This window comes from Erwinia sp. STN24, from assembly GCF_041320675.1.
Taxonomy (GTDB): Bacteria; Pseudomonadota; Gammaproteobacteria; order Enterobacterales; family Enterobacteriaceae; genus Erwinia; species Erwinia aeris.
In genome coordinates this window covers 173,671-197,705 of record NZ_JBGGPM010000002.1, presented here as the reverse complement: position 1 = coordinate 197,705, position 24,035 = coordinate 173,671, and the positions used below count along the sequence as shown (strand labels likewise).

The window sequence follows — 24,035 nt, the reverse complement described above, 5'->3', positions numbered from 1 at the left end:
CTGGCGTTACCGGTAACTTTACCGGGCGATAACCCAGCTTAACGGCCGCGTTCCTTGTGGATACAGGGGCATGATGGTATGTTCATGCCCTACATAACTTGATTAAAGCGATTCGCAAGGGGATTTACGCAATGCGTATTATTCTGCTCGGTGCTCCGGGTGCAGGTAAGGGGACACAGGCTCAGTTTATTATGGAGAAATACGGCATTCCGCAGATCTCCACGGGCGACATGCTGCGCGCAGCGGTTAAAGCCGGTAGCGAGCTGGGTCAACAGGCCAAAGAACTGATGGATGCAGGCAAACTGGTCACTGATGAACTGGTTATTGCCCTGGTTAAAGAGCGCATCGCGCAGGAAGATTGCCGTAACGGTTTCCTGCTTGATGGCTTCCCGCGCACTATCCCTCAGGCTGACGCCATGAAGGAAGCGGGCATCAAAATCGACAACGTGCTGGAGTTCGCCGTACCGGACGAGCTGATTGTTGAACGTATCGTGGGTCGTCGCGTTCATGCGCCATCCGGCCGCGTTTACCATGTGACCTTCAACCCGCCTAAGGTGGAAGGCAAAGACGACGTGACCGGTGAAGAGCTGACCACGCGTAAAGACGATCAGGAAGAAACCGTGCGTAAGCGCCTGGTGGAATATCATCAGATGACCGCGCCGCTAATTGCCTACTACAGCAAAGAAGCGGAAGCGGGCCACACCGCTTACCACAAAATTGACGGCACCCGTAAAGTGTCTGAAGTCAGCGCCGAACTGGAAAAAATCTTCGGTTAATACCTTCCGGGGCCAGCAAAAGCTGGCCCTACTACAGCAATTGGTTACCCCTTCCTGATTTTCCGCTAGAATGATTCTCGTTTTCATCACCTGACATGCCCAGAGAAGGAATAACAATGAGGCAAGATAAACCCGGCGTGCTGCTGGTGAACCTAGGTACACCTGACGCGCCAACCACGCCTGCTGTTAAACGCTACCTGAAACAGTTCCTCAGCGACAAGCGCGTGGTCGATACGCCGCGCTGGCTGTGGTGGCCAATCCTGAACGGCGTGATCCTGCCGATCCGTTCGCCGCGCGTTGCAAAACTTTACGCATCGGTCTGGATGGAAGACGGCTCGCCGCTGATGGTCTACAGCAAACGGCAGCGCGAAGCGCTGGCGGCCCGGCTACCTATGCCTGTGGAACTGGGCATGAGCTACGGCAATCCGAGCCTGAAAAGCGCGCTTGACAGCCTGATGGCGCAGGGCGTAACCCGCCTGATCGTGCTGCCGCTGTACCCGCAGTTTTCCTGCTCTACCGTGGCGGCGGTCTGGGACGGCATCACCGAGGTCTTTGCCGGTTATCGCAGCCTGCCTTCGGTGCAGTTTATCCGCGATTACGCCACGCATCCGGCCTATATTGCCGCGCTGAAGGCGTCGGTCGAACGGTCGTTTGCTAAACATGGCAAGCCGGATCTGCTGGTGATGTCTTTCCACGGCATTCCGCAGCGTTTTGCCGATCAGGGCGACGATTATCCGCTGCGCTGTCGGGAAACCAGCGAGGCGCTGATTGCCGCGCTGGGCCTGGCCGAACACGAAGCGATGCTGACTTTCCAGTCGCGCTTTGGCCGCGAGCCGTGGCTGACGCCCTATACTGACGAAACGATGCAGTCGCTGCCGGCAAAGGGCGTGAAGCATGTACAGGTCATGAGCCCTGGCTTCTCCGCCGACTGTCTGGAAACGCTGGAAGAGATCAGCGAGCAGAACTGCGAATTCTTTATGCACGCGGGCGGTACCAAGTTTGAATATATCCCGGCGCTGAACGACGATGAGCTACATATCGATATGATGGTTGAGCTGGTCAACAGCCAGCGCTAAAAAAGAGGGGTGTGGGCACTTAGCCGCATCCCTGTTATCATTGGCTGCTTCCTATTCTTTCCAGAAGTCAGCAATATGAAATTTCCCGGCCAGCGTAAATCCAAACACTACTTTCCCGTCAGCGCGCGCGACCCGCTGCTCCAGCCCGTGCAGCCGGAAAGCGAAACCGCGACCAGCTGGATAGCGGGTATCGATCAGATCCTGGTGGATATCGAAGCGAAGGTGGATGACGCTTTTGTGGCGCGCTACGGCCTGAGTGCGGGCCACTCGCTGGTGATTGAAGACGAGGTTGCCGAAGCGCTGTATGCAGAGCTGACGCAAAACAACCTGATCACCCATCAGTTTGCGGGCGGTACCATCGGCAACACGCTGCACAACTACTCGGTGCTGGCCGACGACCGCTCGGTGCTGCTGGGCGTGATGTGCAGCAACGTGCAGATCGGGAGCTACGCCTATCGCTACCTGTGCAATACCTCCAGCCGTACCGATCTGAACTATTTGCAGGGCGTCGACGGCGCTATCGGCCGCTGCTTTACGCTGATTGGCGAACACGGCGAGCGTACCTTTGCCATCAGTCCGGGCATGATGAACCAGCTGAGCAAGGAAAGCATTCCTGAAGAGGTGGTAGCGGGCGCGTCCGCGCTGCTGCTGACCTCTTATCTGCTGCGCTGCAAGCCGGGCGAACCGATGGCGGAAGCAACGATGCAGGCCATCGCCTGGGCGAAAAAGCATAACGTACCGGTGGTGCTGACGCTGGGCACGAAATACGTGATTGGCGACAATCCGCAGTTCTGGCGCGATTTCCTGCGCGATCACGTTTCCGTGGTGGCGATGAACGAGGAAGAGGGCGAGGCGCTGACCGGCTTCAGCGATCCGCTACAGGCGGCGAATATGGCGCTGGACTGGGTGGATCTGGTGCTGTGCACCGCCGGGCCGAACGGTCTGTATATGGCGGGCTACACTGAGGAAGAGGGCAAGCGCAAAACGCAGCATCCGCTGCTGCCAGGCGCGATCCCGGAGTTCAACCAGTATGAGTTCAGCCGCGCGATGCGCCACCAGGACTGCGAGCAGCCGCTGCGCATTTTCTCGCATATCGCGCCTTATATGGGCGGCCCGGAGAAGATCATGAACACCAACGGCGCGGGCGACGGCGCGCTGGCGGCGGTGCTGCACGATATCACCGCTAACGACTATCATCGTCTGAACGTGCCGAACTCCAGCAAACACGGTCGTCGCTACCTGACCTATTCCTCGCTGGCGCAGGTTTGTAAATACGCCAACCGCGTCAGCTATCAGGTGCTGAATCAGCACTCGCCGCGCCTGACCCGAGGGCTGCCGGAGCGCGAAGACAGCCTGGAAGAGTCCTACTGGGAAAGATAAGACGAGCGCGGCCTCTTCCAGAGACCGCCTGAGACTGTTAACAAAGCTATGCTCAGCCATCAGTTGGCTATCAGTCTGGTAAATAGCCGCAGAGGCAGAGCGGAACACGGACGCGCACGTCCATGTAGGCTCGTTTCGCGCGTCCATGCGCGAAAACGGTCCGCTTATCCGCTCAGCCTCCGCCGCTGTGAAGCGGTTGTATCGCTGTAAAAATGGCAGTGTAAGCCGCAGGCTTTTAAGTTTGTCATCAAACTCGCCTTTTCAGATCGGGCTGGGTTGCGGCGCGCTTGCCTTTTCATTGGCGAGCATAATATTCAGCATGCTGTTGGCAATCTCCCGCTCGCCCATCACCACCTGATTTGCGCCGCGCTCGGTAATGTAGTGCACCTCTTCGTCATGATGCGCCCGCGCGAGGATCTCAATCGACGGGCGCTTCTCTCGTGCGGCGATGACGATTTCGCCCGCTTCAAAACCATTAGGGATAGTGAGCAGCAGCCAGCGCGCGCAGTCCAGACGCGCCAGATCCATCGTCTCCGTGCGGGCAGCGTTGCCCAACACGGCGCTGATCCCTTCCGCCCTTAAGGCATCCACCCGCGTCCGGCTGTTCTCAACCACCACAATCGGCACGCCATTTTCTATCAGTTTCCTGCCCAGCAGGCTGCCGACGCGGCCAAAACCGACGATGATGGCGTGGTTACAGAGATTAACCGGGATCGGGTTTTCCTCTTCCATTATTGCGGCCTGCTGCTGCTCTTCCTCGGCCTCTTTTTTACCGAGATAGCGCTGCAGCAGCGCGAAAAGCAGCGGATTAAGCATGATGGAAAGGATGGCGCCCGCCAGCACCAGATTGCGGCCTTCATCAGGCAGCAGCTTTAGCGAGATCCCCAGTCCGGCGAGAATAAAGGCGAACTCGCCGATCTGCGCCAGGCTCACCGAAATGGTCAGCGCGGTACGGCGGGAATGGCCGAACAGCAGCACCAGCAGCAGCGCGGCCAGCGATTTGCCCAGCACGATAATAGCCAGCACGCCCGCAACCGCCAGCGGCTGTTCCAGCAGGATCATCGGGTCGAACAGCATCCCGACGGAGACGAAAAACAGCACCGCAAAGGCGTCACGCAGCGGCAGCGTATCATGCGCGGCGCGATGGCTCAGCTCGGACTCGTTCAGCACCATGCCCGCAAAGAAGGCGCCCAGCGCAAAGGAAACGTCAAAAAACTCTACCGCGCCAAAAGCGATGCCCAGCGCCAGCGCCAGCACCGCCAGGGTAAACAGCTCTCTGGAACCGGTTGCGGCGCTGCGAGCGAGGATCCAGGGCACCGCGCGTCGACCGACCACCATCATCAGCACCATAAAGGCCACCACCTTGCCGATGGTAATCAGCAGATCGATCAGCAGCATACTTACGCTGGCGTTGCCTTGCTCAAACATGCCCGCGATAGCCGGAAGCAGCACCAGCGCCAGCACCATTACCAGATCTTCCACAATCAGCCAGCCGATAGCGATCTGCCCGCGCTGACTGTCAAGAAGCTGCCTGTCTTCCAGCGCGCGCAGCAGCACCACGGTACTGGCGGTGGAAAGGCAAAGGCCGAACACCAGCCCGGTCATCCACGGCCAGCCCAGCAGCGAAGACAGCCCCATCCCTAACAGCGTGGCGACGGCAATCTGTGCCACGGCGCCGGGGATGGCGATTGCTTTAACCGCCATCAGATCCTTCAGCGAGAAATGCAGGCCAACGCCAAACATCAGCAGCACGACGCCCAGCTCCGCCAGCTCGGGTGCCAGATTGGTATCGGCGACAAAACCGGGCGTGAACGGGCCGGCCAGCACGCCAGCCAGCAAATAGCCAACCAGCGGCGAAACCCGCAGCCGATTGGCCAGCATACCCAGGAGAAAAGCGAGAACAAGCCCGCCGACAATGGTGGTGATAAGCGGGGTAGTGTGGTGCATGCTTCTCTCCTTGTATGTGCAAATGTATCCGAATGTAAGCTTAAAGTGTATGGTATATCCGGCTAGTCTGCCTGCCTTATTCAGGTAAAAATGTGAAAAAAAGCGCTGGCAGCAAAAACACACAGGATCGCGTGATTTTAATGTGTTAAGTGGCTGGAGAGCTGAATAATGACTGCTCTAATAATAAAGATTATGCAGTTATCTTTCAAAACGCAGGCCGCTTTTTTGCGACACAGCTGCAAACAACCGCACTAAACAGGATGCGTATGCAGCAAGGCCGCAGATTTAGCACTCATCTGGCCGTCGCGCTTGTTTTAAGGGCCCGCGACGCGCTGCCGAAAACCGGCACCGCTTGCCATTCGCCGCGCCTGTAGTAGATTGCTGGTTACGCCAGCCTTATAAGTGCTTCAACAAGGAGATCCGTTGTGCTTTCACTGAAAAAAAACTCGCTGACGCTATTGGCGCTGGCTTTACTCAGCGCGCCGCTTGCCGCGCAGGCCTGGGTTAAAGACCGGGTTTATAAATTCACCGTGCTGCATACCAACGATCATCACGGCCGCTTCTGGCAAAACGAGCATGACGAGTACGGGCTGGCGGCGCAAAAAACCATGATGGATCAGATCCGCTACGACGTGCAGGCGCACGGCGGCGCGGTGTTGATCCTCTCCGGCGGCGATATCAATACCGGCGTGCCAGAATCGGACTTACAGGATGCCGAGCCCGACTTTCGCGGCATGAACCTGATTGGCTACGATGCGATGGCGATCGGCAATCACGAGTTTGATAACCCGCTTTCCGTGCTGCGTCAGCAGCAAAAATGGGCGAAATTCCCGCTGCTTTCCGCCAACATTTATCAGAAAAGCACCGGACAGCGCCTGTTCCAGCCCTATGCGTTGTTTAATCGGATGGGACTGAAAATCGCGGTGATCGGACTGACCACTGACGACACGGCTAAAATCGGCAACCCAGAGAATTTTACCGACATCGTTTTTCATAAACCGGCGACGGAAGCGAAGGCGGTGGTGGAAGCGCTGCGCCAGCAGGAGAAGCCGGACGTGATTATCGCGGCGACGCATATGGGACACTACGATAACGGCAATCACGGCTCCAACGCGCCGGGCGACGTGGAGATGGCTCGGGCGCTGCCGGCAGGCTATCTGGATATGATCGTGGGCGGCCATTCTCAGGATCCGGTCTGTATGGCGAAGGAAAACGTTAAGCAGGCGGATTACGTGCCGGGCACGCCGTGCCAGCCGGATCGGCAAAACGGCACCTGGATTGTTCAGGCGCACGAATGGGGAAAATATATCGGCCGGGCCGATTTTACCTTCCTCAACGGCAAGCTGACGCTGGAACATTACGAACTGGTGCCGATCAATCTGCGGCATAAGGTGACCAATGCCGACGGCAGCGTCAGCTGGGTGAATTACACCCAGGAAATCGCCAAAAATCCGGCGATGATGAAGCTGCTGACGCCTTTCCAGAAAAAGGGAGAAGCGCAGCTTAACGTCAAAATCGGCAGCGTAGACGGCCATCTGGAAGGGGATCGCAGCAAGGTGCGCTTTGTGCAGACCAACCTTGCCCGTGTGCTCCTGAGCGCGCAGGCAGAGCGAACCGGCGCTGATTTCGCGGTAATGAGCGGCGGTGGCGTGCGGGACTCCATCGAACCCGGCGACATCACCTACAAGGATGTGCTGAAGGTGCAGCCTTTCGGCAACACGGTCGTCTATGTCGATATGAAGGGCAGCGAAGTTGAAAAATATCTGGCAGTAGTGGCGAATAAACAGGTCGATTCCGGCGCCTACGCGCAGCTGGCCAACGTTAGCCTGACGGCCGATGGCAGCAGCGTTCATGACGTAAAAATCAAAGGCGAACCGCTCCAGGCGGACAAAACCTACCGCATGGCGACGCTCAGCTTCAACGCGACCGGCGGCGACGGCTATCCTGTTATCACCTCTATGCCGGGCTACGTAAACACCGGCTTTGTCGATGCCGAGGTGCTGAAACAGTATATTGAGAAGCACTCGCCGCTGAAAGCCAGCGCTTTTGCACCGCACGACGAAATTCTTTATCAGCAGAAGGCCGCCGTGACGGAACAAAAAGCCGACGAGCCGCCGAAAAAATGGCGGCTGCCGCGTATTGAACTGGCTATGCGCCAGGTCTGGTCGTCACTGTTCTGAAGACACAGGATGCGCTTTGCGCTGCCATTTGGCGCGAAGCGTATCGTATAACCAGTTATAGACCACCGTATAGGGCAGGAAGAAAAGGAAAAAGCCGATTTCCAGCAGCAGCGCCTGCCACAGCGAAACGCCCAGCATCCAGGCGGCGATTGGCAAACCAATCAGAATAAACCCGCCTTCAAAAGCCAGCGCGTGCACGATACGCAGCAGCCAGCTCTGACGGCCGTTCGGGAATAGACGGTCGAAACCGGCGTTGTAAACCATGTTCCAGAGCATGGCGACGGTCGACAGCATAATAGCCAGCGCGCCCATCTGGAACAGCGGTTTATCCATTGCCCACGCGGCCAGCGGCGAAACTATCGTCACGGCCAATGCTTCAAAACCCAGGGCGTGGAAAAAACGTTCTTTCAGTGTACGGCTCATTGGTTCTCCTTAAAATCAGACCGGTATTTTGCCTGCCCGGTTTGCTAAGATAAAATGATTACCCATCGGAAAAAGCGATACTTAAATGCGATATTCACCGGAATCGTTACAGGCGTTTGTACAGACGGTGGAAAGCGGCTCCTTTTCTGCCGCTGCCAGAGCGCTGCGTAAAAGCCAGTCCACCGTCAGCGCTGCCGTGGCCAACCTGGAAACAGATTTGGGGTTCGCCTTGTTCAGCCGCGACGGGCGCTCGCCGGTGCTGACAGAGAACGGGCAGCGGGCGCTGGCACAGGTGCGGGAAATACTGGCGGCCAGCGAGCGGCTGGATGAGCTAGCTATCCGCCTGACTGGCGATGTGGAACCCTGCCTGAGCATGGCGATCTCCGATTTCTGGCAGGCGGATTACCATGAATCGCTGCTGAGACGCTTTGCCGATCGCTATCCGCAGATTGAATTTGAATGCATGATTGCCGAAGATGCCGACGTTATCGATCTGATCCAGGCCGGAAGGGCGCATATTGGGGTGATCCGCGTGCAGCCGCATTACCCGGCTGATATCGCCACTGCAAGGCTTCAGGTTAAAGCGCAGATGGCTATTTATCTGCATCAGGATCATCCGCTGACGCGGCAGGCTGTCGTCAGCAGCGAAGCGTTAAAAAGCGAGCGGCAGCTCTGTCTGAACACGTGGGTAGAGAAGGGGCGGCCCCGGCCGGGCAACGGCGTCTGGTCTGCGCCTTCTTATCTGCTGCTGCTGGAGATGGCGGAACAGGGCTTTGGCTGGACGATACTGCCGCGCTGGCTGGTGGAGCAGTTCGGCCATCAGGTGCTGCGCGAGCTGCCGATCGCCGGCTGGCCGCAGAATCTTTCGGTGGACGTCGCCTGGTCGCGGCTGTCGCCGCCCGGACCGGCCGGGCGTTGGATGATCGATCGGCTGCTGGCGCAGACCAACTAGCTGCGGTCGCGCTTCGCGATAGCGGCAAAACTGGCGTTGAGCTGCCGCGCCAGATCCTGCGGAGCCAGCTCTATCTCAAGCCCGCGTCGTCCGCCGGAAACAAACACGGTGGGAAACTGCTGCGCCAGCGTATCCACCACAACGGGCAGGCGTTTTTTTTGTCCCAGCGGACTGATGCCGCCAAGCTGATAGCCCGTGATTCGCTGGGCGATCTGCGGATCGGCCATGTCAACTTTCTTTACGCCCAGCGCTTTGGCGACGCTTTTTAAATCCAGCTGGCCGGCAACGGGCGTGACGGCTACTGCCAGCGTGTTTGGCTCGCCGTTTAGCGAAACCAACAGCGTTTTAAACACCCGATCGGGATCCTGGTTCAGCATCCGTACGGCTTCATCGCCAAAATGGGTTTCGCTGCTGTCGTGTTCATAGCTGTGCAGCTGAAATTTTATTTTTTGCTTTTCAAGCAGTTTTACGGCTGGCGTCACGGCGCTTCTCCTCAGGTGGCGCATGGAACAACTGGCGAAAAAAAGTACTGGCGAAAATGTGGGATCCAGGCGACAATCTTTGCCCCTTCGGCCTTTGTCGAAGGCGAACTAAAATCATAAAACAGATCTTATTCATGGCCGGTAGCGATATTGGCCTTTTTTTTAGCCTTTTTTCAGCAGATCCGGCAAATTGCCTTCGCCATACAGGTGCAGCGCGCCCACGGCTACCACATACTCCCCTGGCGGCAACGCCGTCAGATCCTGCCGCCAGCGCTGGTTGCGTTGCAGCATCAGCACCTCGTTTAACGCGCTGTTAAAGGTGCCGGGCAGGGCCGGTCGGCTGTCGGCAGGCGGCGTTTCCAGCCACCAGCCAATCATGGTTTGCAGCAGGCGCGCGTTGGTGTGCCAGTGCTGCAGCGTATCCTGCAGCAGCGACAGGCCATTATCAGGCAGCGCTTTCAACAGATCCAGCTGCGCCTGCGGCCCTTCCAGCTCGATGATTTTTTTCCCCTGCGCTTTGGCGGCGCTGAGCAGCTGGAAATCGATACCGTAATCGGCCCGCAGCCCAAGACGCTGGGCCTGCTGCGCCTGCAGCATTAAGGCTATCTGCCAGGCGGGCAGCCGATCGATAACTTCTGCGTCAATAGCGACCTCGCGGCAGACACGCTGCAATTCCTCCAGCTCCCGCTCGCTCAGACGCTCCGCCAGCGGCGGGCAGATTTCACTGGCGCTAAAAGGCGAGGCGCCGGAGGTGATATCCGCCTCCACAATCAGCGCATCGGCCCGCGCCAGTTTTTTTTGCAGCGCCGCCGGAAGCGGCATCATGGTTTGCGTGCCCATATGAATACTGCCCACCAGATGCAGATGGCGGGCGCCGAGCGCCATATCCTGCGCCGGATAGGCATAGCTAATGGGCGAGAGTTTGCGCCACAGCGCGACAGCCTTTTGCAGTAATTTTCCCATAGGCTCCGCTCCGTTAGTTTCCCTTATGCTAACGGTTTAGCCCACCGAAGGACAGACGGAGACCGGGCTTTCAGACAAGACTGTGCGTCACTTTGGCGGCTGATAGCGAAGCAGTCGGTTGGCGTTGCTGACGACGGTTACCGAAGAGAGCGCCATCGCGGCACCGGCTACGACCGGGCTGAGCAGGGTGCCGGTTAACGGATAGAGCACGCCAGCCGCAATCGGGATGCCGCAGGCGTTATAGATAAACGCTCCCAGCAGGTTCTGCTTCATATTGCGCAGCGTCGCTTTTGCCACGGCCAGCGCGTCCACCACGGCGTGCAGATCGTGACGCATCAGCGTGATGCCTGCCGTCTCAATCGCCACGTCGCTGCCGCTGCCGATAGCGATACCCACATCCGCCTGCGCCAGCGCCGGTGCGTCATTAATGCCGTCGCCAATCATCGCCACGCTGGCTCCCTGCTGCTGTAGTTTTTTAATCGCTTCTGCTTTCCCGTCCGGCAAGACCCCGGCAATAACGTCATCGATGCCGGCTTCGCTGGCAATAGCCTGCGCGGTGATTTCATTGTCGCCCGTCAGCATCACTAAACGATAACCCTGCTCGCGCAGCTGCTGCAGCGTGGCGACGCTTTCCTGACGCAGGGCATCGCGCAGGAAAAAGATAGCTTTAAGCTGATTGCCCGCTGCCAGCAGCACCGGCGTCATGCCTTTCGCGGCCTGAGAGGCGATCGCCTTGTCCATTTCCTCCTCAACCACATTGTGTTGCGCCATCAGCGTACGGTTGCCCAGCCGCCAGGTTTCGTCCTGGATCTGCCCGCTGACGCCCAGGCCGCCCAGCGTGCGAAAGCCGGTGACCTCGGGCAAAGCAGCCTGACCGGCGCGCCCGATAATGGCGCGGGCCAACGGATGCTGCGAACCTTGCTCCAGCGCGGCCGCCAGCGAGAGCGCCTGCTGCTCGTCGGCACCGTTAAACACCCGGATGGCCGCCACCTGCGGTTTGCCTTCCGTCAGCGTACCGGTTTTATCAAAAACCAGCGTATTCAGCGTGCTGGCGCGCTGCAGCGCGTCCGCGTCCCGCACCAGCACGCCAAACTCGGCGGCGCGGCCCATCCCGGCGGTAAGCGACATCGGCGTGGCTAACCCAAGCGCGCAGGGACAGGCGATGATCAGCACCGTCGTGGCAATAACCAGCGTATAAACCAGCTGCGGCGCAGGCCCGATAAAATACCAGACGGCCGCGCTCAGCAGCGCGATAGCGACCACGGCGGGCACGAAAATCGCAGAAATTTTATCTACCAGGCGACTGAGTTCGGGCTTGCTGCTTTGCGCCTGGCGAACCAGATTCACAATGCGCGACAGCGTGGTATTTTTTCCGACCGCGCTGGCGGTGAACAGCACGCTGCCGTCCTGCATTACCGTGCCCGCGTGAACCTTGTCGCCCGCGCTTTTCTCCTGCGGCAGCGCTTCGCCGGTCAGCATCGCCTCATCCAGCCAGGCCTGGCCCTGGACGATGACGCCATCAACGGGCACGCGATCGCCCGTGGTCAGGCGCAGCGTCATGCCGGGCGTCACTTCGCTGAGCGGCATCGCTTTCTCTTCACCGGCGATAACCACACGGGCGGAAGGCGGGGTGAGATCCAATAATCGCTCCAGCGCCTGAGAAGATCGCTGGCGCGCGCGCTGTTCAAGCATATGGCCAAGGTTAATCAGGCCAATAATCATTACGCTGGCTTCGTAGTAAAGGTGGCGCGCTTCTGAAGGAAAAGCAGCGGGCCACAGGGTGACCGCGCTGGAATAGAGCCAGGCCGCCGCCGTGCCGAGCGCGACCAGCGTATCCATCGTCGCGCTGCCGTTCAGCAGGCTGCGCCAGGCGCTACGATAAAAATGGCCGCCCGCAACGACCATAATTACCAGCGTCACGGCGCCCAGTGTCAGCCAGGTGACGCGGTTATCGGCGGTTAACATCATGTTGTCGCCGAGCATGCCCCAGCCCATCAGGGGCAGACCAAACGCCAGCGCCAGCAGCGCCTGCCAGCGAAAACGACGCATCGCTTTAAGCGCCGTTTGCTGCTGTTTTTCGCGGCGCTCGCTTTCATCTTCGATAATTTCGGCATCGTAGCCCGCGTTGCGCACCGCCTGAATCAGCGCATCGGGCGAAACGTCGCCCATCACCAGCGCGCTGCGTTCGGCAAGATTTACCCGCGCCTGATGCGTGCCATGCACCTGCTGCAGCGCGTGCTCAACGCGACTGACGCAGCTGGCGCAGCTCATGCCGCCAATTAACAGATGAAAGCTGTCATCGGTTGCCGGAAGCTGAGAAGGGGCCGCTGTCAGCGCTTCCGGCTGGGGATCTGATACTGTCAGCGGTTCAGGCTTTGGGCGCGCGTCGTCCGCCAGCGCGGCCTGATAGCCTGCCTCTTCTACCGCCGCGATAAGCGCCTGCGGTGCAGCGTGGCCGGTTACGCGGGCTTCATCCAGAGATACCTCGGCCTGATCCACATCATCCCGTTTCTCCAGCGTTTCTTTGACTCTTTTTATGCAATGACCGCAGGAAAGGCCATCCAGTTTTAATACCGTTGTTTGTGACATAAAAACTCCTTTGCTTAGTCGGAACACCGTCAGGATTAAGGATAAACCTTCCATCAAGGGGAGGGTCAAGCTTGTCTCTGGCCGGCACGGACAATTTTAGTCCTGCCGTGAAGAGTGTTAAAATTAAGCGATAGCAGACAGGCGGATCCCTATATGAACATTAGCGACGTAGCTAAAAAAACCGGGCTGACCAGCAAGGCCATCCGATTTTATGAGGAAAAAGGGTTGTTGACCGCACCTTCGCGCGGCGAGAACGGCTATCGCCACTACACGACAAAGCATCTGGAGGAGCTGACGCTGCTGCGCCAGTCGCGCCAGGTGGGCTTTAGCCTGGAAGAGTGCCGTGAAATGCTGCTGCTCTTCCACAATCCGCAGCGCCATAGCGCCGAGGTAAAAGCCAGAACGCTGAATAAAGTGGCGGAAATCGAAGCGCATATCAGCGAACTGAACCTGATGCGCGAGCGGCTGCTGGCGCTGGCGGCCAGCTGTCCGGGCGATGAGGGCGCCGATTGCCCTATTATTGATAACCTGGCGGGATGCTGCCACGAGAGCAAGGGGCGTTAAGCGGGCGCTCGCTAAGGCATCTTTACGGCCCGTAAAAATCGAAAGGGCTACGCCGATTGCTCGTTGTTGGGATCTCGCCTGACGATCCGCAGCGTAATCCCTTCCACCGCCACCACCGTAACCGGCGTACCGGCAGGAAGGTTTTCCGTAGCCTGGACGCGCCAGCTGCTGTCGCCAACGCGAATATGCCCTATACCGTCGTGCAGCGCTTCCTCCAGCCGTAGCGCAGAGCCAATCAGCTGGCTGCCGCGCTGGTTAAGCGAGGAGGGCGGCTGCTTACGATCCCGGCCGCGCAGCCAGCTATACCACCACAGCGCGGAAAGGATGGTCAGGATGGCAAAGCATAAACCCTGCCACTCCCAGGGCAGCGGCACCAGCCAGACCAGCAGGCTGACCAGCACGGCAGCGACGCCGCTCCAGAGCAGATAGCCGCTGGCGCCCAGCATTTCTGCCGCAAGCAGGATGCCGCCCAGCGTCAGCCACAGCCAGGCAGGATTGGCGAACAGTTCGCTCGCCATCAGCTTTGCCTGTCTTTTTTGGTTTCCTTCAGCAGCTCGGCGATGCCAGCGACCGAACCGATCAGGCTTGACGATTCCAGCGGCATCATAATCATTTTGCTGCTTTGTGAGGTGCCAATCTTCTGCAGCGCATCGGTGTATTTCTGCGCCACGAAGTAGTTGATGGCCTGAATATCCCCGGCGGCGATGGCTTCTGAAACCATTTTGGTGGCGCGTGCTTCGGCTTCTGCGCTGCGTTCCCTCGCCTCGGCCTGGAGGAAAGCTGACTGGCGCTCGCCCTCCGCTTTCAGGATCTGTGACTGCTTCTCGCCTTCCGCACGCAGGATCGCGGCCTGGCGGACGCCTTCCGCTTCCAGAATATCGGCGCGCTTGGTACGTTCCGCCTTCATCTGCGCGTTCATAGAGGCAATCAGCTCGGCCGGTGGCCGCACGTCGCGAATTTCAATGCGGGTAATTTTGACGCCCCACGGGTTGGTCGCTTCATCCACGATACGCAGCAGCCGGGTGTTGATGTTATCGCGCTGCGACAGCATCTCGTCCAGCTCCATCGAGCCCAGTACGGTACGCATATTGGTCATGGTTAAATTCACGATAGCCAGCTCAAGGTTGCTGACCTCGTAGGCCGCGCGTGGCGAGTCGATTACCTGAATAAAGCAGACGGCATCGATAGTCACGCTGGCGTTATCTTTCGAGATGATTTCCTGCGAGGGGATATCCAGCACCTGTTCCATCATGTTGATCTTGCGACCAACGCGATCCATAAAGGGCACCAGAAGGTTAAGGCCGGGCTGCAGCGTTTTGGTGTAGCGGCCAAAACGTTCGACCGTCCACTGGTAGCCCTGCGGCACAATTTTGATGCCGGACCAGACAATCACCAGCGCGACAAGAATAATAACGGGAATAACAGTCAACATATAACCTCCGGGTTGTTGAAAAACGGGCTGATCCATTCAGCCCGGATGCTTTGTTAGTAAAGCAGGGAATAGAGCTGGCGACGGTATTTTGCGGCCAGCGCATTGCCCGTGCCCAGCGCCGCCAGGATCTCCTGCAGGATCTTGCGCGCGTGGCCGTCCGCCGCACCTAAATCTTTTTGCAAATGGCCGAACAGCAGCGCCAGCGCCTCTTCGTTGCGGCCGACCTGATGCAGCTGAACGGCCAGCCTGGTCGCCAGTTCAGGGTTGTCAGGATCGGCATCAATTTGCTGCTGCAGCTGCTGAATTTCCGGCGTATCGGCCGCCTGCTTCAGCAGGTCGATTTGGGCGATCAGTCCCTGATAGCGGGTATCTTTATCCTGTAACGGCACCACGTCCAGCACCGCCTGCGCTTCATCGCTGCGGTTCAGGCTGATTAACACCTCGGCCAGCAGAAAGCCCATTTCGCTGTTTTGGTTGCTTAACTGCCAGGCTTCTTTCAGCAGCGGCAGCGCTTCCAGCGGCTTACCTTCCTCCACCAGCTGCATGGCCTGCTGCGCCTTCAGCTCTTCTTCTTTCGGCAGCACCTTGTGCAGCAGCGCGCGCACGGCTTCTTCCGGCTGCGGGCCCTGGAAACCGTCTACCGGCTGACCGTTCTGGAACAGATAAACGGTAGGAATGGCGCGCAGGCCAAACTGCTGGGCAACGGCAGGCTCCGCATCGCAGTCCAGCTCGGCAAGGATAAACTGACCGGCATACTCCTGCGCCAGGCGCTCCAGCAGCGGCGTCAGCTCCTGACAGTGCTGGCTGCGCGCAGACCAGAAGTAAAACAGCACGGGGATCTGCATCGACTGCTCAAGCGTCTGATGCAGGTTGCTTTCGTTAATGGTGACAATAACAGCTTGTGATGACATGAATTCGTCTCTTTATTCCGGGTTTCTTACTTTATTGGGGCGGATGCTTTGGCTTCAAGGTTTTGTTGGCGTCTGCGTCGGTTTACCGCGCAAAATGCGATCCAGCATCCGGCCCGGCAAAATACGCCGCAGCAGCGTGATGGCGTGAGCGACCATCGTTACAGGATAGCGTAAGCGAGGTCGCGGGCTCTCCAGCGCGTGGCGCAGCTTCGGCAGGATCGCCTCCGGCGGCAGCGTAAAGCGGGCGGCGATACCGGGATTTTCTACCGGTTTCTCCCGTTCGGCCTGATTCACATTGTCGGTAAAACGGGTTTTGATCGGGCCTGGCTCAATCAGGCTGACCTGAACGCCGCTGCCGTGCAGCTCCATGCGCAGCGTGTCGGACCAGGCTTCCAGCGCATATTTGCTGGCCGCGTAGGCGCCGCGTCCCGGCGTGGCGATCAGGCCCATTACCGAGCTGGTATTGATAACGCGCGCGTCGCCGCTGGCGCGTAAAGCCGGCAGCAGCAGCATCGTCAGCTGATGCGTGCCGAAAAAGTTGGTGGCGAACTGCTGTTCCATCTGTTGACGGCTAATTGCGGTAAGCGGGCCGTAAACGCCATAGCCGCCGTTATTAAACAGCGCGAAAATCCGGTTATCGCTTAAAGCAAGGATCTGCTCTGCCGCGCGGATAACGCTTTCGCTGCTGTTCAGATCCATTTCGACGCCGGTAAAACCCAGCTCGTCCATGCGCTGCACGTCTTCCGGTTTACGGCAGACGGCCAGAATACGGTAGCCGCGTCGCAGCAGATCGTTGGCGGCGACCAGGCCGATCCCGCTGGAGCAGCCGGTGATAACAACTGTTTTTTGCATAACTTTACCTGTAGGCGATCTGCAATCTCGGTTACTCATGGTTAACTAGCGGAGCCAGCGCTTTTGCCATCTGATCGGCAATAAAGGGCTGCGCATCAGGATTCGGGTGAATGCCGTCCTGCTGCATCCATTCCGGCTTCAGATAGACCCGCTCCATAAAAAAGGGCAGCAGCGGCAGAGAAAACTCTTTCGCCAGTCTGGGGTAAACGTCGCTGAATGCTTCGGTATAGCGACGGCCATAGTTAGGCGGCAGGCGAACCTGCATCAGCAGCGGCTGTGCGCCAGCCGTTTTCACCAGGCGAATAATTTGCCGCAGTTCCTGCTCCAGCTGCTGAGGAGGAAAACCGCGCAGCCCGTCGTTGCCGCCCAGCTCAATCAGCACCCAGCGAGGCTGATGCTGCTGCAGCAAAGCGGGCAGTCGGGCCAGACCCTGCGCCGCCGTATCGCCGCTTATGCTACCGTTAATAATGACGGGAGATTTCTGCCATTTATCATTGAGTAACGCTGGCCACGCGGCGCTGGCGGACATGCGATAGCCCGCGCTAAGGCTGTCGCCCAGCACCAGCAATTTGTCCGCCGCCGCCGCACGCAGCGTCGTCAGAGCCAAAAATAACAGGATAAGGTAATGCCAGCGGAAAACATTCTTGAAGTTCATCGTCTTAGTAAGTCCGTCGGTCAGGGTGAGCATCAGCTTTCCATCCTTACCGGAGTTGAGCTGGTTGTCAAACCGGCCGAGACCATCGCGCTAATCGGCGAGTCCGGTTCCGGGAAGTCGACGCTGTTAGGGATCCTGGCCGGTCTGGACGACGGCAGCGAAGGCGAAGTTTTTCTGCTGGGGTCGCCTTTACATCAGATGGATGAGGAACAGCGGGCAGCGCTGCGTGCTAAAAGCGTCGGCTTTGTGTTTCAGTCTTTTATGCTGGTGCCGACGCTGAACGCGCTGGAAAACGTGCAGCTGCCAGCGCTGCTGCGCGGCGAAAGCGATGCGCAAAGCCGCGAACAGGCGAAAAACCTGCTGGGCCAGCTGGGGCTGTCGGCGCGCCTGAGCCATCTGCCGTCGCAGCTTTCCGGCGGCGAGCAGCAGCGCGTGGCGTTAGCGCGTGCCTTTAGCGGACGTCCGGCGCTGCTGTTCGCCGATGAGCCGACCGGTAATCTCGATCGCCAGACGGGCGAACGGATCGTCGAGCAGCTGTTTTCACTGAATCGCGATTTTGCCACCACGCTGATCCTGGTGACTCATGACGAGCAGCTGGCCGCCCGCTGCGATCGCCGCTTAAGAATGCGCGATGGCAAACTTCAGGAGGAAGTATGATCTGGCGCTGGTTCTGGCGGGAATGGAAATCGCCTTCGCTGCTGATTGTCTGGCTGGCGCTAACGCTGGCGGTGGCCTGCGTGCTGGCGCTGGGATCGCTCAGCGACAGGATGGAAAAAGGGCTGACCCAGCAAAGCCGCGATTATATGGCGGGCGACCGCACGCTGCAAAGCTCGCGCGAGGTGCCGCAAGCCTGGCTGGATGAGGCGCGCCGCGAAGGGTTGCAGGTGGGCCGTCAGCTGACGTTTATGACCATGACCTTCGCCAGCGACACGCCGCAGCTGGCTGCCGTAAAAGCCGTGGACGACCGTTATCCGATGTTCGGCCAGCTTGCTACCGAACCCGCCGGGCTGCGTCCCGTGGCGGGCACCGTGCTGGCCGCGCCTCGGCTGCTGGCGCTGCTGGACGTGAAGGCGGGCAGCAAGCTGGATGTGGGCGATGCCACGCTGCACGTAGCCGGAGAGGTCATTCAGGAACCCGACGCGGGATTTAACCCCTTTCAGACCGCGCCGCGTCTGTTAATGAACTTGGCGGATGTGGCAAAGACCGGCGCCATTCAGCCGGGAAGCCGGGTGACATGGCGTTATAAATTTGCCGGGACGGCTTCGCAGCTGGCGAACTACGACCGCTTTATCGCGGCGCGTATTCAGCCCGAACAGCGCTGGATCAGCGTGGAAAACTCAGAGGACGCCCTCGGCAAATCGATGCAGCGCGCGCAGCAATTTTTACTGCTTTCAGCGCTGCTGACGCTGATGCTGGCGATTGCCGCCGTGGTTGTCGCCATGAACCACTACTGCCGCAGCCGTTACGATCTGGTTGCCGTGCTGAAGACGCTGGGCGCCAACAGAGCGGCCCTGCGCAAACTGATTGTCGGTCAGTGGCTGGCCGTGCTGCTGCTGGCGGCGCTTTGCGGCGGCATCGTGGGAAAAGGCTTTGAGGCGCTGCTGCTGCAAATGCTGCGGCCGGTATTGCCGGGCGAACTGCCTGCGGCCAGTTTCTGGCCCTGGCTGTGGGCAACGGGATCGCTGTTTGCCATTTCCCTGCTGGTTGGCCTGCGGCCCTATCGGCTGTTGCTGGCTACCCAGCCGCTGCGGGTGCTGCGGCGCGATGTCATCGCTTCCGTCTGGCCGCTGAAATTTTATCTTCCGATAATGGCGCTGACGATAGTGGTTCTGCTTGCACTGCTGGTCGGCGGCAGCAGGCTGCTCTGGGCGCTGATCGCCGGCATCCTGCTACTGACGCTGCTGCTGGGCGGGCTGGGGTGGGGCGCGTTGTTGCTGCTGCGGCGGCTGCGCGTGCGTAACCTGGCTTTCCGGCTGGCGGTTAACCGACTGCTGCGTCAGCCCTCGGCGACCTTCAGCCAGCTGGCCGCTTTTTCGCTTTCTTTTATGCTGCTGGCTCTGCTGCTGGTTATGCGCGGCGATCTGCTCGATCGCTGGCAGCAGCAGCTCCCGCCCGACAGCCCTAATTATTTCCTGCTTAATTTAACCGGGGAGCAAATCTCGCCGGTGCGTGCTTTCCTGGAGCAACATCATATCCAGCCACAGACTTTTTATCCGATTGTCAGAGCGCGGCTAACCTCGATTAATCAGCAGCCTGCCGATCCGTCGCTGGATAACGCGCTGAACCGCGAGCTTAACCTGACCTGGCTTGAAAAGCTGCCCGACCATAATCCGCTGGTTGCCGGTAGCTGGCCGCCCCGGACGGGCGAAGTCTCGATAGAAGAAGCGCTGGCGGAGAGGCTGGGCGTTAAGCCTGGCGATACGCTGACCTTCACCGGCGATACGCAAACCTTCTCTGCAAAAATTACCAGTCTGCGCAAAGTGGACTGGGAAAGCCTCAAGCCCAACTTTTTCTTTATCTTTCCGCCCGGCGCGTTGGAGGGACAGCCGCAAACCTGGCTGACCAGCTTTCGGCTTGATCATGATAATGCGCTGCTGGCGCAGCTGAATCGTGCCTTTCCTACGCTCAGCCTGCTGGATATCGGCACTATCCTGCGGCAAATAGGGCAGGTGCTGGCGCAGGTGAGCCAGGCGCTGGAGATCATGGTCGTGCTGGTCACCGCCTGCGGTATTTTACTGCTGCTGGCGCAGATACAGGTCGGGATGCGTCAGCGCAGGCAGGAGCTGGTGGTATATCGAACGCTGGGCGCCGGTAAAAAGCTGCTGAGGCACACGCTGTGGTGCGAGTTTGCGCTGCTGGGCTGCGTCTCCGGCATCGCCGCCACGCTGGGCGCCGAGGCGGCGCTGTGGGGTCTGCAGCGTAAGGTGTTTGATTTCCCGTGGCAGCCCGACTATCTCCTGTGGGTAACGTTGCCTCTGGCCGGCACCTGTTTACTGTCGCTGTGCGGCGGCTGGTTAGGCATAAGGTTACTTAAAGGAAAGGCATTGTTCAGAGGGTATAACGCAGCGTAGAATAAAGGCCGATATGTATCGGCCTTTATCATTTATTTTCTTTCGTATTCTGAGGCGACCGGGAACCTCTGAATCGTTTCGCCTGACCGGTTTTGCTTTCCTGCGGGCTGTGATAAAGGTCATAAATAACGTAGATAGTGGAATAGGGAAATAGCTGAAATGTTGGATCTGCTGGATATAAAATATCGTCATCTCTCTGAAATGAAGTCAACTGAGCTATTTGGTTTAAGAAAAAGAGTATTTAAAGACAGACTCAACTGGATGGTCAACAGCCAGGATGAGATGGAGTTCGATGAATATGATAATGAACAAACCACTTATGTTTTTGGCGTCCACCAGGATACCTGCGTTTGTAGCCTTCGCTTTATAGAAACCCAACACCCGAATATGATTACCGGCACGTTCCGGTCATGGTTTAAAGATTTTACGCTTCCCGAAGGGAACTACGTAGAGGCCAGCCGTCTGTTTATCGATAAAGAGCGGATGACGATGTTAAAGCTGCGTGAGAAACCCGTCAGCGCGCTGCTTTTTTTATCGATGATTAATTATGCCCGGCACTATAAATATGACGGCATATACGCCATCGTCAGCCATCCTATGTATCTCATTTTTAAGCGTTCTGGCTGGAAGGTTTCGGTAGAGGCACAAAGTCTTTCCGAGAAAAAAGAAAAGATATTCCTGATCTTTATGCCTGTAGATGATGATAACCAGCGTATATTGATTGACCTGGTAAAATCTAAGGCACCCGAGTTAACAATGGCCCTGGATGCCTGGCCGCTCTCATTCCCCGTCAGTCAGCACCGGCCTGATTAGCTGTAGCTCAATGCTTAATCTGATGGCATGTTTCATATTGGTAACGCCCAACTTTTTCACCGCGTTACCAATATGATATTTAACCGTGGTGAGCTTGATGCCCAGAATTAACGCGATTTCCTGGTAGGATTTGCCCACGCTGGCCCAGTAAATAATCTCATTCTCTCTTTTAGAGAATATTTCCCGCGTGTTCATTTCATCAAAATCAGTTTTTCTTGCCTGCTCCTGATACAGCTCCGTCAGCTTTTCATGGGCGTTAATCAGCAGCATTTGCAATTTGCTTTTATTCGTCTGGATCACTTCTTCAATATTATCGTCACAGTGCTCGTCCAGCATGATTGAGAGCACGACAAGATTGTTATTGTGGTCGTGAAGAACAAACGTATAGCCGTTGATGATATTGTGGTTACGCGCCATATCAAAAAGCTTAGGAACCTTGACGCCCTTGTTCAGCATAATGTTTTCGTCCCATGAGAAGGGCGAAACACGGTAAAGCGCCGTGATCAGAACGGGATCGATAAACTGAAAGTTGTTTTCGACATAAACCTGAAACCATTCCGGCCTGTTAGAAATTATAGAGAAATCCGCAGGGTTGCGTTTACTCATAATCGCATAGGCATACTTAACGTTACTGAACTGAGTCAGTTTCCTCTCAAGGTAATCTTTTATGGAGGAATTGATAACCTGATTACTAAAATATGATTTAGACATGTAATTATCTCCCTGAGAAAGTGGGGCTTCCATCGTCAATAGCCGACTTTACCATGTTTTTAAAGCCAGACCTAACGATGCACCCTGCTCAGACAGGCTGCCGTAGATGAGCGGCGTTAAAGTAAATGGCGGAATAATGTTCAGCACGTCCGGCGCAGCCGAAAAATCATAGTAACTTTTTATGGAAGCTGAAGAAACAGGGTGTTGACGTAAGGGCACAATTTGATGAGAGAAGCGAGGGAGGAGAACCAAACCAGACCCTGACACGTCAATCATGAAGCAAAATTTACGTGTTTATCCAGAAAATCTGAGAGTGGTTCCCTTGGTGTTGGCAAAAAAAACTTCTAATTACTTAATAGTATTATGTATTTATTGTTTTGTTCGCCAATACAATACGACTTTCACCAACAAATTAATAGCCATACTTAAGTACAGTTAAGCACTGTCTTTTTTCAGATGGGTGTTTGCCCAGGCAATGCCTTCAGCATAATCGGCAGGTAAATCCTGCGCCAGCGCGCTCAGTGCCTGCTGAAGCGATTCACGGCTGGTATCGCAAAGGTTCAGGTGCCCTACCTTGCGTCCCGGACGCACTTCTTTTTCATACCAGTGCAGGCGAACCAGCGGGTGCTCCAGCCACGCAAGGTTAACTGCCGTGCCGATCAGGTTAATCATAACCGACGGCGTGCTGACGACGGGCGCAGGCAAAGGCAGATCCAGAATGGCGCGCAGATGCAGCTCGAACTGGCTGATGGAAGCGCCGTTCTGCGTCCAGTGGCCGCTGTTGTGCACGCGGGGCGCCAGCTCGTTAATCAGCAGTCCTTCCGGCACCACAAAGCATTCCATGGCCATAACGCCTACATAGTCCAGCTCGTTCATAATAGCGGCCAGCATACTTTCAGCCTGCTGTTGACGTTCCGCATCCGGCGTCGGTAACGCCACGCTGGCGCGCAGAATACCGTCCTGATGCAGATTGTGGGTGAGGGGATAGAAAACCGTGCGGCCGTCATGAGCGCGAGCGCCAACCAGAGACACCTCGCCGGAAAAATTAATGCCCTGTTCCACAATGCACTCGCCGTAGCAATCCGCAGGCAGGGAAGCGACATCGTTCTGCCGTAAACGCCACTGGCCGCGACCATCGTAGCCGCCCGTACGGCGCTTAACGATAGCCAGCTCGCCCAGCCTGGCGAAAACATCGGGCCACTGCGCGGCATCGCTCAGCAGCTGCCAGGGCGCGGTAGCCAGGTTCAGCCGATCCAGCAGCTGTTTTTGCGTCAGACGATCGGCCAGCAGCGGAAAAATATCGCGGTTTACAAAGGCATTATGATGCGAGAGTTCACGCGTCAGCGCCGTTTCCGGCCAGCGTTCGATTTCCGCCGTGATCACGCTTTGTTGGATAGGCAGCGCTTCCGGTTCCGCATCCAGCCCGACAGGATAAACGGCTATTCCCAACGGTTCACCAGCCTGGCGTAGCATCCGCCCCAGCTGACCATTTCCTAATACGCAGACTGGCTTCATGCTTCCTCCCGCGGATCCGGGTTATTCAGAACTTCGTCAGTCTGGCTTTGACGCCAGGCGGACAGACGCTGGTTTAACTCCGCATCGTGTAGCGCCAGGATTTGTGCGGCCAGCAGCGCCGCATTAGCCGCGCCTGCTTTACCGATAGCCAGCGTGCCGACCGGGATGCCGCGCGGCATCTGGACAATGGAGTAAAGGCTGTCAACGCCGCTCAGCGCCGCGCTCTGCACCGGTACGCCCAGCACGGGCACCAGCGTTTTCGCCGCCAGCATGCCGGGCAGGTGCGCCGCGCCGCCAGCGCCGGCGATAATAACCTGAATACCGTTCTCTGCGGCCTGTTCCGCAAAGCTGAACAGCTTGTCCGGCGTACGGTGCGCTGAAACCACTTCACAATGAAAAGGAACGGCCAGGCTGGTGAGAATATCCGCGGCGAATTGCATGGTTGCCCAGTCGCTTTTAGAACCCATTACAATGGCGATGCGGGCCGGTGCGGCAGTAGAAGACATGCGGGTGTGACTCCTGTGATTATACAAACAGTGTCTGAAAGCTGGTCGGTCAGCCAGACAGGAAGGGCTGAGAGAATAGCATGACTCACCGGGCAGGAAAACGGTTGCGTCGGTTCAATCGCATCACGGAATGGGGAACTTCGCGCCTGTCAGCTGACCAGCAGCAGGCTTAAAGCCACTGCATCAGATGCCGGAACGTTAAGCCGGGAGGCTTTTGGCGTAGCTCAGACAGCAAGC

General features: G+C 57.7%; 23 protein-coding genes. 9 read left to right on the top strand and 14 right to left on the bottom strand.

What is annotated here, in order from left to right:
- Positions 1–131: 131 nt before the first annotated feature.
- The 3 genes from adk to ACA373_RS11165 all read left to right on the top strand — a co-directional run bounded on the left by adk (position 132) and on the right by ACA373_RS11165 (position 3,232).
- Complete coding sequence (adk, locus tag ACA373_RS11175; RefSeq protein ID WP_253455012.1) at positions 132–776, top strand: adenylate kinase; 645 nt, start codon at positions 132–134, stop codon at positions 774–776.
- 116 nt (positions 777–892) lie between these two features.
- Positions 893–1,852 carry a ferrochelatase gene (gene hemH, locus ACA373_RS11170; protein ID WP_253455011.1) on the top strand — a complete coding sequence of 320 codons (960 nt, stop codon included), beginning with the start codon at positions 893–895 and terminating at the stop codon, positions 1,850–1,852.
- A gap of 75 nt (positions 1,853–1,927) precedes the next feature.
- Positions 1,928–3,232: an inosine/guanosine kinase gene (locus tag ACA373_RS11165; RefSeq protein WP_125288466.1), complete on the top strand. Its 1,305-nt coding sequence runs from the start codon at positions 1,928–1,930 to the stop codon at positions 3,230–3,232.
- A gap of 261 nt (positions 3,233–3,493) precedes the next feature.
- Here ACA373_RS11165 and ybaL read toward each other — a convergent pair whose 3' ends face one another.
- Positions 3,494–5,179, bottom strand: a complete 1,686-nt coding sequence (gene ybaL, locus ACA373_RS11160) for a YbaL family putative K(+) efflux transporter (RefSeq protein WP_301729880.1) — start codon at positions 5,177–5,179, stop codon at positions 3,494–3,496.
- A gap of 434 nt (positions 5,180–5,613) precedes the next feature.
- Here ybaL and ushA point away from each other — a divergent pair, with 434 nt between their 5' ends.
- Positions 5,614–7,359, top strand: a complete 1,746-nt coding sequence (gene ushA, locus ACA373_RS11155; protein WP_301289738.1) for a bifunctional UDP-sugar hydrolase/5'-nucleotidase UshA — start codon at positions 5,614–5,616, stop codon at positions 7,357–7,359.
- On the opposite strand, the gene ACA373_RS11150 is transcribed toward ushA, so the two are convergent.
- Entirely contained in the window at positions 7,348–7,782 is a 435-nt protein-coding gene (locus tag ACA373_RS11150) for a multidrug/biocide efflux PACE transporter (protein WP_253455007.1), read from the bottom strand. The two genes, ushA and ACA373_RS11150, sit on opposite strands and share 12 nt — an antisense overlap.
- 85 nt (positions 7,783–7,867) lie before the next feature.
- On the opposite strand from ACA373_RS11150, the gene ACA373_RS11145 reads away from it, so the two are divergent.
- A complete protein-coding gene (locus ACA373_RS11145) occupies positions 7,868–8,734 on the top strand; it encodes a LysR family transcriptional regulator (protein ID WP_253455006.1) in 867 nt (288 codons plus the stop codon).
- Here ACA373_RS11145 and ybaK read toward each other — a convergent pair.
- From ybaK to copA, 3 genes are all read right to left on the bottom strand, one after another.
- Entirely contained in the window at positions 8,731–9,216 is a 486-nt protein-coding gene (ybaK, locus tag ACA373_RS11140) for a Cys-tRNA(Pro)/Cys-tRNA(Cys) deacylase YbaK (protein WP_370734508.1), read from the bottom strand. The two genes, ACA373_RS11145 and ybaK, sit on opposite strands and share 4 nt — an antisense overlap.
- 162 nt (positions 9,217–9,378) lie before the next feature.
- Positions 9,379–10,179 carry a TraB/GumN family protein gene (locus tag ACA373_RS11135; protein WP_301252362.1) on the bottom strand — a complete coding sequence of 267 codons (801 nt, stop codon included), beginning with the start codon at positions 10,177–10,179 and terminating at the stop codon, positions 9,379–9,381.
- Between the two features lie 87 nt (positions 10,180–10,266).
- A complete protein-coding gene (gene copA / locus ACA373_RS11130) occupies positions 10,267–12,768 on the bottom strand; it encodes a copper-exporting P-type ATPase CopA (RefSeq protein WP_370734507.1) in 2,502 nt (833 codons plus the stop codon).
- A gap of 153 nt (positions 12,769–12,921) precedes the next feature.
- Here copA and cueR point away from each other — a divergent pair, with 153 nt between their 5' ends.
- Positions 12,922–13,332, top strand: coding sequence for a Cu(I)-responsive transcriptional regulator (cueR, locus tag ACA373_RS11125; RefSeq protein WP_253455001.1), 411 nt, complete (start codon positions 12,922–12,924; stop codon positions 13,330–13,332).
- A gap of 47 nt (positions 13,333–13,379) precedes the next feature.
- Here cueR and ACA373_RS11120 read toward each other — a convergent pair whose 3' ends face one another.
- The 5 genes from ACA373_RS11120 to tesA are packed head-to-tail and all read right to left on the bottom strand — an operon-like array spanning position 13,380 to position 17,182.
- Positions 13,380–13,850: an NfeD family protein gene (locus ACA373_RS11120; protein ID WP_253455000.1), complete on the bottom strand. Its 471-nt coding sequence runs from the start codon at positions 13,848–13,850 to the stop codon at positions 13,380–13,382.
- Positions 13,850–14,764: an SPFH domain-containing protein gene (locus ACA373_RS11115; RefSeq protein ID WP_370734506.1), complete on the bottom strand. Its 915-nt coding sequence runs from the start codon at positions 14,762–14,764 to the stop codon at positions 13,850–13,852. Before ACA373_RS11115 ends, ACA373_RS11120 begins: the two co-directional genes overlap by 1 nt.
- A 53-nt stretch (positions 14,765–14,817) precedes the next feature.
- Complete coding sequence (locus tag ACA373_RS11110; protein ID WP_370734505.1) at positions 14,818–15,675, bottom strand: co-chaperone YbbN; 858 nt, start codon at positions 15,673–15,675, stop codon at positions 14,818–14,820.
- A 54-nt stretch (positions 15,676–15,729) separates the two neighbouring features.
- Positions 15,730–16,527 (bottom strand): SDR family oxidoreductase, encoded by a 798-nt coding sequence (locus ACA373_RS11105; RefSeq protein ID WP_301252368.1) that lies wholly within the window; start codon positions 16,525–16,527, stop codon positions 15,730–15,732.
- Between the two features lie 31 nt (positions 16,528–16,558).
- Positions 16,559–17,182, bottom strand: a complete 624-nt coding sequence (tesA, locus tag ACA373_RS11100; protein ID WP_301729875.1) for a multifunctional acyl-CoA thioesterase I/protease I/lysophospholipase L1 — start codon at positions 17,180–17,182, stop codon at positions 16,559–16,561.
- Between tesA and ybbA the strand changes: the two genes are divergently transcribed.
- The 3 genes from ybbA to ACA373_RS11085 all read left to right on the top strand — a co-directional run bounded on the left by ybbA (position 17,153) and on the right by ACA373_RS11085 (position 21,066).
- Positions 17,153–17,839 (top strand): putative ABC transporter ATP-binding protein YbbA, encoded by a 687-nt coding sequence (ybbA, locus tag ACA373_RS11095; protein ID WP_301729874.1) that lies wholly within the window; start codon positions 17,153–17,155, stop codon positions 17,837–17,839. The genes tesA and ybbA overlap by 30 nt on opposite strands.
- Positions 17,836–20,253, top strand: a complete 2,418-nt coding sequence (gene ybbP / locus ACA373_RS11090; protein WP_370734504.1) for a putative ABC transporter permease subunit YbbP — start codon at positions 17,836–17,838, stop codon at positions 20,251–20,253. The genes ybbA and ybbP overlap by 4 nt, the downstream gene beginning before the upstream one ends.
- A gap of 159 nt (positions 20,254–20,412) precedes the next feature.
- Complete coding sequence (locus ACA373_RS11085; RefSeq protein ID WP_253454994.1) at positions 20,413–21,066, top strand: acyl-homoserine-lactone synthase; 654 nt, start codon at positions 20,413–20,415, stop codon at positions 21,064–21,066.
- Here ACA373_RS11085 and ACA373_RS11080 read toward each other — a convergent pair.
- From ACA373_RS11080 to purE, 4 genes are all read right to left on the bottom strand, one after another.
- Positions 21,034–21,777 (bottom strand): LuxR family transcriptional regulator, encoded by a 744-nt coding sequence (locus ACA373_RS11080; protein WP_125288482.1) that lies wholly within the window; start codon positions 21,775–21,777, stop codon positions 21,034–21,036. The genes ACA373_RS11085 and ACA373_RS11080 overlap by 33 nt on opposite strands.
- Positions 21,778–21,825: 48 nt before the next feature.
- Complete coding sequence (locus ACA373_RS11075) at positions 21,826–22,053, bottom strand: hypothetical protein (protein WP_253454993.1); 228 nt, start codon at positions 22,051–22,053, stop codon at positions 21,826–21,828.
- A gap of 159 nt (positions 22,054–22,212) precedes the next feature.
- Positions 22,213–23,292, bottom strand: coding sequence for a 5-(carboxyamino)imidazole ribonucleotide synthase (gene purK / locus ACA373_RS11070; RefSeq protein ID WP_369896314.1), 1,080 nt, complete (start codon positions 23,290–23,292; stop codon positions 22,213–22,215).
- A complete protein-coding gene (gene purE, locus ACA373_RS11065; protein WP_253454991.1) occupies positions 23,289–23,798 on the bottom strand; it encodes a 5-(carboxyamino)imidazole ribonucleotide mutase in 510 nt (169 codons plus the stop codon). Before purE ends, purK begins: the two co-directional genes overlap by 4 nt.
- Positions 23,799–24,035 lie beyond the last annotated feature (237 nt).